The 13,581-nt window shown below is 49.8% G+C and carries 12 protein-coding genes; 5 read left to right on the plus strand and 7 right to left on the minus strand.

The window, feature by feature from the left end; all coding sequences use genetic code 11:
* Nucleotides 1–2 precede the first annotated feature (2 nt).
* On the plus strand, nucleotides 3–299 hold the full coding sequence (locus LLH06_RS06835) for a hypothetical protein (protein WP_228172519.1): 297 nt from the start codon (nucleotides 3–5) through the stop codon (nucleotides 297–299).
* 95 nt (nucleotides 300–394) lie between these two features.
* Complete coding sequence (locus tag LLH06_RS06840) at nucleotides 395–1,618, plus strand: alpha/beta hydrolase (protein WP_228172520.1); 1,224 nt, start codon at nucleotides 395–397, stop codon at nucleotides 1,616–1,618.
* Nucleotides 1,619–1,693: 75 nt separating this feature from the next.
* Here LLH06_RS06840 and LLH06_RS06845 read toward each other — a convergent pair whose 3' ends face one another.
* From LLH06_RS06845 to LLH06_RS06870, 6 genes are all read right to left on the minus strand, one after another.
* Nucleotides 1,694–2,545, minus strand: a complete 852-nt coding sequence (locus LLH06_RS06845; protein WP_228172521.1) for a TIGR01459 family HAD-type hydrolase — start codon at nucleotides 2,543–2,545, stop codon at nucleotides 1,694–1,696.
* 16 nt (nucleotides 2,546–2,561) lie between these two features.
* Nucleotides 2,562–3,608 carry a hypothetical protein gene (locus LLH06_RS06850; RefSeq protein ID WP_228172522.1) on the minus strand — a complete coding sequence of 349 codons (1,047 nt, stop codon included), beginning with the start codon at nucleotides 3,606–3,608 and terminating at the stop codon, nucleotides 2,562–2,564.
* 30 nt (nucleotides 3,609–3,638) lie between these two features.
* Complete coding sequence (locus LLH06_RS06855) at nucleotides 3,639–4,994, minus strand: glutamine synthetase family protein (protein WP_228172523.1); 1,356 nt, start codon at nucleotides 4,992–4,994, stop codon at nucleotides 3,639–3,641.
* Between the two features lie 192 nt (nucleotides 4,995–5,186).
* Nucleotides 5,187–5,771: a nitroreductase family protein gene (locus LLH06_RS06860; protein WP_228172524.1), complete on the minus strand. Its 585-nt coding sequence runs from the start codon at nucleotides 5,769–5,771 to the stop codon at nucleotides 5,187–5,189.
* 105 nt (nucleotides 5,772–5,876) lie between these two features.
* Nucleotides 5,877–6,356 (minus strand): hypothetical protein, encoded by a 480-nt coding sequence (locus LLH06_RS06865; RefSeq protein WP_228172525.1) that lies wholly within the window; start codon nucleotides 6,354–6,356, stop codon nucleotides 5,877–5,879.
* Nucleotides 6,357–6,564: 208 nt separating this feature from the next.
* Entirely contained in the window at nucleotides 6,565–8,994 is a 2,430-nt protein-coding gene (locus LLH06_RS06870; protein WP_228172526.1) for an alpha-ketoacid dehydrogenase subunit alpha/beta, read from the minus strand.
* Between the two features lie 149 nt (nucleotides 8,995–9,143).
* On the opposite strand from LLH06_RS06870, the gene LLH06_RS06875 reads away from it, so the two are divergent.
* Entirely contained in the window at nucleotides 9,144–9,545 is a 402-nt protein-coding gene (locus LLH06_RS06875) for a DUF1573 domain-containing protein (RefSeq protein ID WP_228172527.1), read from the plus strand.
* Nucleotides 9,546–9,628: 83 nt separating this feature from the next.
* Complete coding sequence (locus tag LLH06_RS06880; protein ID WP_228172528.1) at nucleotides 9,629–10,828, plus strand: pyridoxal phosphate-dependent aminotransferase; 1,200 nt, start codon at nucleotides 9,629–9,631, stop codon at nucleotides 10,826–10,828.
* Between the two features lie 331 nt (nucleotides 10,829–11,159).
* Here the strand turns inward: LLH06_RS06880 and LLH06_RS06885 are convergent, their stop codons facing one another.
* Complete coding sequence (locus LLH06_RS06885; protein WP_228172529.1) at nucleotides 11,160–11,813, minus strand: LysE family translocator; 654 nt, start codon at nucleotides 11,811–11,813, stop codon at nucleotides 11,160–11,162.
* Between the two features lie 154 nt (nucleotides 11,814–11,967).
* On the opposite strand from LLH06_RS06885, the gene LLH06_RS06890 reads away from it, so the two are divergent.
* Nucleotides 11,968–13,575, plus strand: coding sequence for an MFS transporter (locus LLH06_RS06890; protein WP_228172530.1), 1,608 nt, complete (start codon nucleotides 11,968–11,970; stop codon nucleotides 13,573–13,575).
* Nucleotides 13,576–13,581: the final 6 nt, after the last annotated feature.

Below are 13,581 nucleotides of genomic sequence, written 5' to 3' on the forward strand. Positions count from 1 at the left end.
CCATGAACAACGAACGGTCGCCACACATCCTGAACGCTTCATCCAACTTGTTGGGTATATGCTTTGTGGTACTTACCTCGCTCAAGTTCCTGGATCTTGCCGCACGCAGTGTGATCGATGAACTGGTGGCCATAGCCATCGTGTTTTTCATGGCCAGTTGTATATTATCCTTCCTTTCCATACGGGGCAGCATTAAGGTCGGTAGCCGTTATGAGCGTGTGGCCGATGTGATGTTCATCGGCGGGCTCATCATTCTTTTTGCCACTGCGCTACTGTTCCTGTTCGACTTTATCAATTAACAGGATCTTCACCTTTCAGGAATGTTTATTTATCATTTCTGATGCAACTTTTGGGAGCAAGTGGTCGTATCTTGCAGTAAATTATCATCCATAAAATGTTGAAAAAAAATAAGTTACAGTACCTTGTTTGTTCGTTGATGCTGGTGCTTTTCACCGCAAGCTGCAGCAAGGACAACGATACCGACAACGGTGGCAGCGAGCAGGGGAAAGAGCAGTACGTTTCGGTAGCGCCAGCGGCAAGTCTTACCAAGGCGCAATTACAGGTCGCTGCTTCGGCATCGGGATTTGGCGCCTTCACTTCTGCGCTGCAGTACGATGTGGACTACTTCAAACTGACCTACAACACCACCTTTAACGGTAAGACCATCCAGGCGTCGGGCCTGGTGGGTATCCCTAAAAACATGACGGCAGCGCCGGCTATCCTGAGCGCCCAGCACGGCACCATGTTCGCCGATGCTGATGCACCGTCTAACTTTCCGGCCTCGTCGACCGGCTTTGAGTTGTTCGCTTCTGCGGGTTTCGTGACCGTTATACCTGACTTTATCGGCTTTGGCGTATCAAAGGATATCATTCATCCATATTATGATATGCAGTCATCAGGTATTGCGGTGGTGGACATGATCAAGGCGGTCAAATACTATTTAAAGTCGCAGAGCAAGAGTGTGAGTAGTAAGTTGTTCCTGATCGGCTATTCGGAAGGTGGCTATGTGACCATGGCCGCCCAGCGCGAGATCGAGACCAACTCGAGCCACGGACTTACCGTTACCGCAGCAGCCGAAGGCGCAGGTGGGTACGATATCACTGGCATGCTGGCCAAAATAGGTACGGCCACCACTTATCCAAGCCCTTCATTCTTCTCCATCTTTATTCAAAGCTACAACAGCCTGTACGGCTTTAACCGTCGATTGGACGAATACTTCAACGACACTTATGCGGCCAAGATCAATAGCCTGCTTGACGGATCGAAGAACGGTACTCAGATCAACAACGAGCTGACCACCAACCTGACCGGCACCAACGGCCTGTTCAACCCTACCTTTTTTGCGGCCCTGAACAATGCCAGCGCCGAGCCCGCTTTTAAGGCCAAGGTAGCAGCGAACAGTTTCCCTAACTGGGCACCTAAAAGCCAAACGCGCTTGTACCACGGCACCGCGGATGCCGACGTGTTCTATGAGACCACCCAAAACACCTACAACCGTTTCATTGCAGCAGGCGCCACCAGCGTAACGTTGAAGCCAATAACCGGCGGAACGCATGCTACATCGGTAGTACCCATGATCAGCGATGCATTGCCTTGGTTCATTTTGCAAGCACAATAAGTACAGACCGACCACATAACAAAAAAGGCTTGTCACGCATTGTGGCAAGCCTTTTTGTATGTTGACGAAATGATCTTACACCACCACCGCAGTAGGGCAGATGTAGGTGGGGACGATGCCCGATGAATTGATACGTACCTCTGCATCCTCGGGTAGGGTATTGCCCGAAAGTACCAGCACCGTATCGAGGCCGAACTTGTTGCCGCCTAAAATGTCGGTCTGCAGGGTATCGCCCACCATTAAGATGTCTTGTTTGGTCACCTCGCTTTTGGCCCGGGCCAACTCATAGGCGAACATGAACATTTGCGAATCGGGCTTGCCGAACCTGATAAAACGTTTGCCCACGATGTGCTCGATCATATTAGCCAGGGCGCCTACAGCTATGGCCACCTCGTTCATGCTGCGCGGGTAAGCGTAATCGGTATTGGCCACTATAGCCGGTATGTTACGCAGGCGCATCAGGTTCACTACTTTGTTCAGGTCATTGAACCAGTCAAAACCTTCGTCGTCCATGAATACCAGGCCGTTCACGCGGTCAATATTCTCCGGCGTAATGTCCCGCACGGCGATGGTGTTACGGCCGGCGCTCTCAATGTAGTGTGCCGAATCATCGGTGCCCAGGTAAGCCACCATGCCATCATGTACCTTCAGCTCCAGATATTCTTTGGCCAGCATGCCCGACGAAATGATGCTTTCGGGCGTGATCATGTGTAAGCCCAATCTATGGAACGAATCGGCCAGTTGTTGCGGACTGCGCGAGGCATCGTTGGTCACGATGTAGTATTCCTTTTGCATGCGGTCCAGGTACTCAAAGGTCTCGAGCATGCCTGGCACCAGTCCATTGTAATTTTTGATCACCCCGAACGAGTCGAAGAAGATGACCTTATACTGGTCGACAACGTTTTTGAACTCGGTGATGTTTAGCATGGATAGTATAGCGTTGTTATTTCAATTTTAAATGTTTGATGATCTTTTCGGCATCAAAATCACGGTCTACCGATGGCAGGTAGATGTCGTAGGCCTCCTGCTGTAGTTTTACCGCGTACTGCTCGTGGAAAAAATGCTTGCCATCCTTGATCACATAGTTGAGGATGAAGAAGCGGTAGCATTCTTTCATGAAGTGTATCTCGTTCACGGTGAGCGGGTTCAGCTTGTGATACTCTTCAAGGAAAAGCATAAAGCGGTTCTCCATCAGCGTGGTGATATAATAGCTGAACACCGTACGGTCGCCCACGTCAGATACCACCCGGCTAAAAAAGTAGAAGTCCATGATGCGGTTGCTCATCCTGAACCAGTCGTAATCCCAGCGTGAGTAAAGTTCCTGTTTATGGGTGATGGAGAAGTTGCCGATGTTCCAATCGATAAAGACCGGTATGGTCTCGAAGGTGTTGGCGGCGTATTTGGTGCGTGCCTTAAGATACAGGTCGCAGTGGTAGCGCAACAGGTCCACCTGGCTGCGGGTACCGAACTGGCTCTCGTCCTTATTCACCTGCTCCAATAAGTTGTTAATGTCGGTGCGCATCGTTTTTGACGACTTAGGCAACACCTTGCTGGCTCTTGAGCAGGCCTTGTGGAACTTGGCCGCCTGCTGCGCGAACTTACGGATATTGCTATCCTCTAAACGGCGTGGCAAACGCTCCAGTATGCGGGTAGGGTTGTAGAATACCACCCAGGCGTCCACACCATTTTGACGGTGGCGATAGATGTATACCCGGTTGTTCTTAAGCAGTGATTTGGCTAAAAAATTCTCGTACGGGTAAAGGAGGTTATTACCCAGCATCTGGATGATGCGGTGGTCCTCTTTAAAATAATCGTATTTGCCAAAGTTGGATAGCTTGGCGATAATGATGTCATCATCCTCGAAGGTGATGCGGTAAACAAAGTTGGTAGAAACGTTGGCGCTGATGTCGTCGATGCTGCGGATCACACGGGAGGCATCATAGCCTTCCCATGCTTTCCTGACGATCAGCTTGCTTAATTCGTGGTCCATAATTGGTTGGTCCTGACCCTTGGTCTAAGGTCAGATGATCTCAAAATATCTTTTTAGTTCCCAGTCAGTAACATGCTGGCTAAACTGCCGCCATTCCCAGATCCGGGTATTGGTGAAATGCTCGGTAAAGGCACTGCCAAAAAGCTCCTTGGCTATAGCCGAGTTCTTCATGGTCATGGCCGCCTCATACAGGTTGCCCGGTATGTTGCCGTTGCTTTTATGCGTGTAACCATTGCCACTGACCGGTGGTAAGGCCAAAGGCAGCTTGTGCTTGATACCATACAAGCCTGATGCCAGCGATGCCGCAAGGGCCAGGTAAGGGTTGCTGTCAGCTCCCGGTATGCGGGTCTCGAGCCGGGTATACTCGGGTGCATGATTGAGCACACGTAACGAGGTGGTGCGGTTATCGACGCCCCAGGTAATGGTGGTAGGTGCCCAGGCGCCTTCCACTAAACGCTTGTAACTGTTCACGGTAGGCGCATACATAGGGATGAGATGCGGAAGGCAATACAGCTGACCGGCCACATAATGCTTCATGAGCTCGCTCATGTTCAGCTCATCCGCCTCATCGTAAAATAGGTTGGTGGCCTTGTCGGCGCTCCATAGGCTTTGGTGGATGTGGCCGCTGCAGCCGGGCAGTTTCTCGCTCCATTTAGCCATGAAGGAGGCCATGATGCCGTACATGGAGGCGATCTCCTTTACAGAATTCTTCAGCAGCGCAGCCTTATCTGCCGCGGCCAAAACATGGTCATGAATGATGGCCGCTTCATATACACCCGGACCGGTCTCGGTATGCAATCCCTCGATCGGGATATCGAACTGGGTCAACAAGTTCACCAGGTCATAGTAATAGGAGTTCTGCTGCGATGGCCTCAGGATAGAGTAGCCGTACATGCCTTGCGTCAAAGGCTCTATGTTGGTGAACTTCTTTTGCTCTAACGAGCGCGAAGTTTCACTGAAATTGAACCACTCGAACTCCTGTGCAAATTCAGGATGGAAGCCCATGGCCTCGCACTCGGCGGCGATCTTTTTAAGCAAGGTACGCGGACAAGGCACGTTCTCATTTCCTTCGCCGCTAAAATCGGCCAGGAAGAACGGCATATCATTTTGCCAGGGTATGGTACGGAAGGTGGACAGGTCTATACGGCAGGGCTTATCCGGGTAGCCGGTATGCCATCCCGTGAAAGAGGTATTATCATACCCCTGATCCTGGCTATCCCACCCGAACACCACATCGCAAAAGCCATAGCCCTGGCTCAAGCCAGCCTCGAACTTTTTGAGGTGGATCACTTTGCCCCGTAAGATACCGTCTATATCAGCAAAGGCAAATTTAATGTGCGTATTGCCGTTCTGCTTCAATTGATCAAGTATCTGCTGTTGGTTCATGGGCAAAGGTGTTCAGTTGCGTGGTACGCAATTTAGGCAATAAGGGTTACAATAGCCAAAAAAGATGTTAAGACAGCGACAGGCCGTTGGACGGATGAAGGGGATGCATCTTAAAATAAAAGACCCTTTCATGCCGGTACATATCGGCATTGAAAGGGTCTATTCAGAGGTATTTTTGAAGCTACAAGCTTACTATACCCACTTTACTTTCTCGGCAAGTGGGGTCTTGCGTACGCCTTCTGGTTTGGCTTCGCTGTAACCTAAGTATAACAGGCCTAATACCTGGTCTTCATTACCCAGGTGCAGGAACTCTTTCATTACCGGTTTCAATGTAGCGCCACCTGTGCTCCAGAACGAAGCGATGTTCAAGGCTTGCGCACCCAGTAAGAGGTTTTGGATCGCGCATGATGCTGCGGCCACTTCCTCAACGGCTGGTATCTTAGAGGTTTCGGCGCGGTGCATGTAAGCAATGATCACGTGCGACACGTTAGCACCCATGTTTTGCAGGTTGCTGTAAGTTGCCGCATTGAAGTTACCGGCCACTTCAGCAGCTTGTTTGTAAAGTTCGGCGTGCTGCGCGCAAAATTTAGGTGCGTCCTCATACACCACAAAGCGCCAAGGCTCAGTATATGCATGAGTAGGGGCCCAGTCGGCCAGTTCAAGCAAAGCGGCCACATGGCCGTTAGGTATCTTTTGTCCGTTCATCATAGCGGGTTTGATGGTACGGCGGTTCTTGATGATGTTGGATATGATCGACAGATCTTGTTCGTTGGTCATGAGAATAATGGAGTATTGATGTGGGGCAAAAGTAGGGAATTGTAGTGAATGGTGGGTAAGTCAGTGTGAATAGTTCAAGAGGAAATATATCCTAAGGCCTTCGTCTTAATTGCCCAGCAATAACTCCTCAACAAAGTTCCTTAGATCAGGTACTTCCAGATGATAACTAATAAGCATGATCGCATAACCGGCAAGTGCCATGCCCAAAGGTGCCAATACGGTCATCGACCAAGCGTTACTTGATATCTGTTCTATTAGGCAAATCAAGAACAATGATAACACTATGCCTATCCACAACAACAGAAAACGCCGCCCCATAGTATTTACACGAATTTTCACTTTTACTTCGGCTTGAGGCATATGCTTAACGAATATCAGATCGGCTTCGGGATAGGCACCATTGCGGTAATTGCATATCGGAGCAATCTTTAGGTCACAACCATAAAAATTACCGCTGTAACCGCTATTGGTCTCATTCTTTTCAGAAGATGTATCAATATGGGCCTTTCGCAAAAATCGTTCAATGACCTCGTCTCGAGTGTATTTGCTCTTTATCAGATAGGATTGATATGGTAAAAGGTTCATGGTTTTGTTTGATAGTAGAAAGCATGATGGTCACTGTTTTAACTGAACAATATACTTACACCAAAATTTAGTGGAGGGTGAGGATATAAAAAATGTCATCACGAGCGATAGTGTGGTGACCCTATACGTCGGAACAATTCGCTCGTATAAGATCCTTCGCTATAGCTCAGGATGACAAAAGACGGTCAGTTATCTACTTCCTGACCCTCTAAAATATAGCCGGGAATTTGGCCGGATAACTTTCGTGCATGATGTTATACACCGCCTCGATGATGTCATCGGCCGATGGTTTGGTAAAGTAATCACCATCAGATCCGTAAGGCGGGCGGTGCTCTTTCGCACATAGTGTTTTGGGCGCTGTGTCAAGGTAGCGGTAGCCGCCTTGTTTCTCTACCACGTGTTGTAAAATGTAGGCCGAACCTCCGCCGGGTACATCCTCATCTACCACCAATAGTCTGCTGGTTTTTTGCAGTGATCGTACACAAGCCTCATCCAGGTCAAAAGGATATAACGTTTGCGGGTCAATGATCTCGATGCTGATGCCCATTGAGGCTAATTCGTCCGCCGTCTCCTGCACTATGCGCAAGGTCGATCCGTACGATATCACGGTCACATCCGTTCCCTGGCGTAACACCTCGGCCTTACCCAACGGTACGGTGAACTCACCGATGTTGCTCGGAAGTTTCTCCTTTAGTCGGTAACCGTTCAGGCTCTCGATCACGATCGCTGGTTCATCGCCCTGTAGCAGGGTGTTGTACATACCGGCGGCCTGGGTCATGTTACGTGGCACGCAAATGTGCATACCGCGCAGGTTAGCCAGTAAGGAAGCCATTGGTGATCCTGAATGCCAGATGCCTTCCAGGCGATGGCCACGCGTACGTACGATCAGCGGTGCTTTTTGTCCGCCGCGGGTACGGTAGCTCAAGCTGGCTATGTCATCGCTCAATACAGTGATTGCCCATATCCAGTAATCCAAATATTGTATCTCGGCGATAGGTTTCAGGCCGCGCATGGCTAAGCCCATTCCCTGGCCAATAATGGTATTCTCGCGTATGCCGGTATCGGTGATGCGCAGGTCGCCGTATTTGGCCTGCAGGCCGGCAAAACCCTGGTTCACGTCGCCTATGGCGCCAACATCCTCGCCGAAGGCCACGATGCGTTCATCGCGTTCAAAGGCGGCGTCAAAGCAGGCGTTCAATATCTCGCGGCCATCAAGCATGCGGGCATCGGCATCATAACGGGCCGGTACCAAAGGCACTCTGAGGGGCGATAGGGGAGTATCACTAAATAATTTGCTGTTGTAGCGTTCGGCGTTCAGCTCGTTCTCGTGCATCAGCCTGTCGATCAGGTGCTGGCGTTCTGGATGGTCCTCGGTAGCGGTGAGGCGCAAGGTCTTGCGGATCGCGCTCACGATGTCGCGGCGACCCGGATCAACACACGAGCGTAGCTCGGCAGCGATCTCGCCCAGTTGTTTCACGCTTGAGTGACGGGCGTACTGCTCGATCAAAGCGGCGGCCTCATCCAGTTCTGACTTTATCTCGGTCGAGTACTCGTTCCAGGCCTCACGCTGGCTGTTACGCACATGCTTTTTGGCCGTCTCTTCCAGCTCGTCCAGTTCCTGCTCACTAATAATGGCCGAATTGATCATCCAGCGGCGCATCTGCTGCAAGCAGTCGTGCTCGGCCTCCCAGGCCAAACGCTCCGATGGTTTGTAACGCTCGTGCGATCCTGAAGTGGAATGGCCTTGCGGCTGCGTGATCTCGGTCACGTGGATCAGTACCGGTACGTGCTCCGTGCGGCAAAGTTCAATGGCGGTGGCATAGGTCTCTACCAGTGCCACATAATCCCACCCGCGTACTTTGAATATCTCGTAGCCGTTGGTGCCTTCCTCGCGCTGAAAACCGCGCAGAGCCTCTGATATGTCTTCTTTGGTGGTCTGTAAGCTGGCCGGTACCGATATGGCATACGCATCATCCCAAATGGAAATGGCCATTGGAACCTGCAATACACCGGCGGCATTGAAGGTCTCTAAAAATATACCTTCGGACGTGGCACCGTTGCCGATGCTGCCAAAGGCCACTTCGTTACCATTGATCGAGAATTGCTTCAGCTCCTCCAGTTCCTTGTTTTGGCGGTACAGCTTTGATGCGTAGGCCAAACCCAGCAAACGGGGCATATGCCCGCCCGTGGTGGAAATGTCTGACGAAGAGTTCATGGTGTTCACCTGATCCACCATGGTGCCATCAGGATTGGCAAAACGCGTAGCGTAATGGCAGTTCATCTGACGGCCGGCCGAAGCAGGGTCCTTTTCGATATCTGGATGCGCGTACAATTGCGCAAAGAATTCTTTCAGCGTACTCATGCCCGTAGCGAACATGAAGGTCTGGTCGCGGTAGTAACCGGCACGCCAGTCACCCTTTTTGAAAGCCTTGGCCATCGCCAACTGCGCCACCTCTTTCCCATCGCCAAATATCCCGAACTTGGCCTTACCGGTAAGCACCTCGCGACGGCCCAACAAACTGGCCTGACGGCTCTCAAAGCCAATGCGATAGTCGTTTATAACGATGTGTCTGAAATCGTTAAAACTGAGCTCGTGTTCGGTAAAATTGCCGGTAGCCGGTAATGTGCTTTCTGGCATAGATCTTCAAATTTAGGCCTCAAAAATAAAAAATTATGGGCGAATTGCTGCTCAGCCCACTATTGATTCAAATGTAAACAAAGTAAGCACGGTTTTTGCATCGCTTTTTAAACTATTGGATTATATTTGTGTCATAACCGCAACTAAATATGAAAAAACTGGTCATACTATTTGCTATGGTGCTGGGTATCAGCATTACCGCTTCTGCACAGGACAGTCAAAAACCTGAGTTCAAATTTAACGAGGAGAAACACGACTTTGGTAAGATACCCAAAGGCAAACCTGTAACTACCGTATTTGAATATACTAACGTTGGGGTAGAGCCGCTTATTTTAACGGAGGTTAGGCCTACCTGCGGTTGCACCATTGCCGACTATACCAAAACCCCGGTTTTAAAAGGTGCAAAAGGTACCATATCGATCACTTACAATGCTGCTGTGGCATCGCCGTTCAGCAAGACCATCGTGGTGACCTCTAATGCCAAGACCCCGGTAAAGAACCTGATCATTTTGGGTGAGGTGGTTGAAGGACCGGCCACACATAGCCGTTAATTAGCTGTACAACCACATACTGATATTAAAAAGGGCGCAAAACTGCGCCCTTTTTTGTTTGGCGGTTTTCATAGATTTGCACCATGCCAAATATCTCTCAAAAAGGTGTGCATATGCCCGCCTCGCCCATACGTAAGCTAACCCCATTTGCCGATCAGGCCAAGCAGGCCGGTAAAAAAGTATACCACCTCAACATAGGCCAGCCCGACATCGAGACACCTGAAGGAATGCTCAATGCCGTTAAGAACATCGACTTTAAGGTATGGGCCTACACGGCATCAGAGGGTACATTATCGTACCGTAAAAAACTGGCCGAATATTATAACAAACTTAACTATAACATCACCCCCGAAAATATCATTGTGACCACCGGCGGATCGGAAGCGATCACTATTGCCATGATGGCCTGCTTTGACCCGGGCGATGAGGTGATCATCCCTGAACCGTTCTACGCCAACTATAATGGCTTTGCCTGCCAGAGCGATGTGGTAGTAAAACCGATCCTGTCCACTATCGACAATGGTTTCGCGTTGCCGCCGATAGCTGAGTTCGAGAAACTGATCACGCCAAAGACCAAAGCGATCATCATTTGCAACCCTAACAACCCGACCGGCTACCTGTACTCAAAGGAGGAGATGCTGGCCCTGAAGGAACTGGCGTTAGCGCATGATCTGTACCTGTTCTCAGATGAGGCTTACCGTGAGTTTTGCTATGATGGCCGTGAGTTCATTTCGCCTATGCACATGGATGGCATTGATGATAACGTGATCGTGATGGATACCGTGAGCAAGCGTTACAGCGCCTGCGGTGCCCGTTTGGGTTGCCTGATCACCAAGAACAAAGAGGTGTTAAAAGCTGCACTGAAATTTGCCCAGGCGCGTTTGAGCCCAGGCATGGTAGAGCAGATCGCCGGTGAGGCTGCGGTAGATACCCCGGACGCTTACTTTGAGACCGTTAATAAAGAATACACCCACCGCCGCGACGTACTGGTTAATGCCCTGAACAAAATGGAGGGTGTGTTTTGCCCCAACCCGGGCGGTGCTTTTTACGTGGTAGCCAAATTCCCGATCGATAATGCCGACAAGTTTTGCCAGTGGATGCTGGAAAGCTTTAGCCACAACAACGCCACCGTGATGATGGCACCGGCCACCGGTTTTTACAGCACACCAGGCGCTGGCACCAACGAAGTGCGTATGGCCTATGTGCTCAACAGCACTGACCTGGAAGCCGCCATGACCTGCCTGGAAGAAGGTTTGAAAGCTTATCCGGGACGTGCGATTTAGTTAGTGGGTTATTGAGTTATTGGATGGTGACTTGATCAGCCGCCATCGCTACTCTAGTATATAGTGTCATATTGAGCGATAGCGAAATCTTATACGCTTTCAACGTGTATAGGATGCTTCGCTATCGCTCAGCATGACATTTTTTGTTTGTGGTTGGTGGTCAGGCATGTTAATGTTATCCCTCCACCTTGTCATATTGAGCGATAGCAAATATCTTATATACATGGTAAGTGTATAGGATGCTTCGCTATCGCTCAGCGTGACATTTTTTGATCGTGAGTATCCTTTAAGAAGACGCTACCTAATAACTCAATAACCCACTAACCACTAACTATGCCCCAATAGAGTCGAAGAACTTGTGGGTAACGAGCTTGTCGAAGATGACGAAGGCGGCGATGATGAGCGCGGCACCGGCCACATAGTTGAGTTTGTGTACCAGCTTCACAGATATCTTGTCGCGGAGTTTGTTGGCATAAAAGGCCTTTAGTATATCCATCCCAAATTGTACCGATAATACCGTGATGAACATGACCGCGATCTTAAGCTGGCGGTTGTGCACCCCTTCGTGATAGGCGGTACTGGCCGTGCCGATCACCGTGATCCAATGGAAAAGCAGGGTAGGATTGAAAATGCACATCAGAAAGCCTTTAAAGAAGTAGCCTGCACGGTTCACCTTGGCTGGGGTATGAGAGTCGTAATCGATCTCGGCCTTTTTAGTAAGGTAGTGAGTACCGATGATGAGCAGGATGATGCTACCGATCACGCCCAGCCAGATCTTGGCCTTTTCGGGCACTTCGAAGAACTGCGACCCAAAGATGATCGCGCCAACAAATACCACATCGCTGCACACTACGCCAAAGGCAAGGGCGGCACCTGCGTGGAACCCCTTTTCGATGCTGGTCTTGATCAGTGCGAAGAATACCGGTCCGGTAATGAAAGTAAGCACCAATCCAACACCGATCCCCGAAATAATAGCTTCGATCATTTGATACAGTTAGTTCGCGCGGCGAATATGCAACTAATCTACTTAAAACAAAAAAACAGGAAATTGTTGCTGCGCTTATTTTAAAAGATCGTTAAAAATCCGAAAAAATTAGGTTATGTTAGTGTTCTAAAAACACTAGTTATAACTAACTCATATGCAGGATAATAAGACAAAAAGTTACGGTTCGGCACTATATACGCTGATCACCGTATTCTTTTTTTGGGGCTTTTTGGCGGCCAGTAACGGTATCTTCATCCCATTTTGTAAGACACATTTCAGCCTCACCCAGTTCGAATCGCAACTCATCGACTTTACTTTTTACGGTGGTTATTTCATCGGGTCGCTGATCCTGTATTTTGCCTCACAAGCCAGCCGTATCGATATCCTGAACAAGATCGGTTATAAGAACGGTATCGTTCTCGGATTGGTGATCTCGGCTATCGGTGCCTTAGGAATGGTGCCTGCCATCGGTTCAGGAGCGTTCGGGTTCATCCTGGCGGCGTTCTTTGTGATCGCTGTCGGTTTCTCGTTACAGCAAACCGCAGCTAACCCATTCGTGATCGCGCTTGGCCCGCCCGAAACAGGCGCCAACCGTTTGAACTTCGCAGGCTCGGTGAATAACGTAGGTGCCTTATTAGGTCCGGTTATCGTGGGTGTGATGCTGTTCGGTACCACCAAAGGTGAATCGGCCGCTAAGGTGGAGATATCATCAGTGAATAACCTGTATTATGCATTGGCAGGCTTGTTCCTGGCGGTGGCGGCGTTCTTTTGGTTCTCTGACCTTCCTAAAGTGACCAGCGACGAAGAGATCGAACAAAGCACCAAGGCCAACAGACCATTATTGGTGATCTTTGTGGCCTTCCTGCTGATCTTGCTTGCCGGCCCGTTAAGCAATGCTACCGGTGTACCGCAACCTTATATCGTATACGCCTCGTTGTTCATTATATTGGTAACGCTGATCGGTTCGTTGTCTTCGGCCTCTAAAAACAAGGAAGGTTGGGGCGCCATGCAGTATCCACAGCTGATATATGGTATGATCGCCATTTTTACCTACGTAGGTACTGAGGTGACCATCCAAAGCAACATGGGTGCCTTATTGCAATTGCCACAATTTGGCGGTTACAACGAAAAGGACATCGCGCCGTTCATTTCCCTTTATTGGGGTAGTTTGATGATCGGTCGTTGGGCCGGTTCGGTAGGGGCGTTCAACCTTAAAAAGAGCACTACTCAGATCCTGACCGTAGTAGTACCTTTCGTAGCTTTCGGCTTTGTGTTGTTAGCTAACTATGTAAGTGGTGGCACCATTTCGCATTTGTATCCTTACGCCATCTGTGTGGCCATATTGGTAGTAGCCTTTTTTATGGGTCAGCAAAAGCCTGCCCGTACGCTCACCGTGTTCGGTATATTGGGTGTGATCTTCATGCTGGTCGGCCTGTTCACTACCGGCATCGTGGCCACTTTCGCTTTCATTAGTGGTGGCTTGTGCTGCTCGATCATGTGGCCTTCGATCTTCGCGTTATCGATCACTGGTTTGGGTAAATACACCAGCCAGGGTTCGGCATTTTTGATCATGATGATCCTGGGTGGTTCGATCATACCGCCGGTTCAAGGTATTCTGGCGGATAGCGCCGGTATACACTTGTCGTACATCGTACCAGTTATCGGATTTGCCTACCTGGCCTTCTTTGCCTGGAAGGTAAGCAAGGAGTTAAGGAAACAAGGCATTGACCTTGACCACGTGGAGGCCGCGGCCGGGCACTAATACCTT

Origin of the sequence: Mucilaginibacter daejeonensis, assembly GCF_020783335.1 — a bacterium.
In the GTDB taxonomy this organism is placed as follows: domain Bacteria; phylum Bacteroidota; class Bacteroidia; order Sphingobacteriales; family Sphingobacteriaceae; genus Mucilaginibacter; species Mucilaginibacter daejeonensis.

Coding starts and splice junctions, on each gene's coding strand:
- LLH06_RS06835 (WP_228172519.1), top strand. CDS start 3: ATGAACAACGAACGGTCGCCACACATCCTGAACGCTTCATCCAACTTG.
- LLH06_RS06840 (WP_228172520.1), top strand. CDS start 395: ATGTTGAAAAAAAATAAGTTACAGTACCTTGTTTGTTCGTTGATGCTG.
- LLH06_RS06845 (WP_228172521.1), bottom strand. CDS start 2,545: ATGCTAAACATCACCGAGTTCAAAAACGTTGTCGACCAGTATAAGGTC.
- LLH06_RS06850 (WP_228172522.1), bottom strand. CDS start 3,608: ATGGACCACGAATTAAGCAAGCTGATCGTCAGGAAAGCATGGGAAGGC.
- LLH06_RS06855 (WP_228172523.1), bottom strand. CDS start 4,994: ATGAACCAACAGCAGATACTTGATCAATTGAAGCAGAACGGCAATACG.
- LLH06_RS06860 (WP_228172524.1), bottom strand. CDS start 5,771: ATGACCAACGAACAAGATCTGTCGATCATATCCAACATCATCAAGAAC.
- LLH06_RS06865 (WP_228172525.1), bottom strand. CDS start 6,356: ATGAACCTTTTACCATATCAATCCTATCTGATAAAGAGCAAATACACT.
- LLH06_RS06870 (WP_228172526.1), bottom strand. CDS start 8,994: ATGCCAGAAAGCACATTACCGGCTACCGGCAATTTTACCGAACACGAG.
- LLH06_RS06875 (WP_228172527.1), top strand. CDS start 9,144: ATGAAAAAACTGGTCATACTATTTGCTATGGTGCTGGGTATCAGCATT.
- LLH06_RS06880 (WP_228172528.1), top strand. CDS start 9,629: ATGCCAAATATCTCTCAAAAAGGTGTGCATATGCCCGCCTCGCCCATA.
- LLH06_RS06885 (WP_228172529.1), bottom strand. CDS start 11,813: ATGATCGAAGCTATTATTTCGGGGATCGGTGTTGGATTGGTGCTTACT.
- LLH06_RS06890 (WP_228172530.1), top strand. CDS start 11,968: ATGCAGGATAATAAGACAAAAAGTTACGGTTCGGCACTATATACGCTG.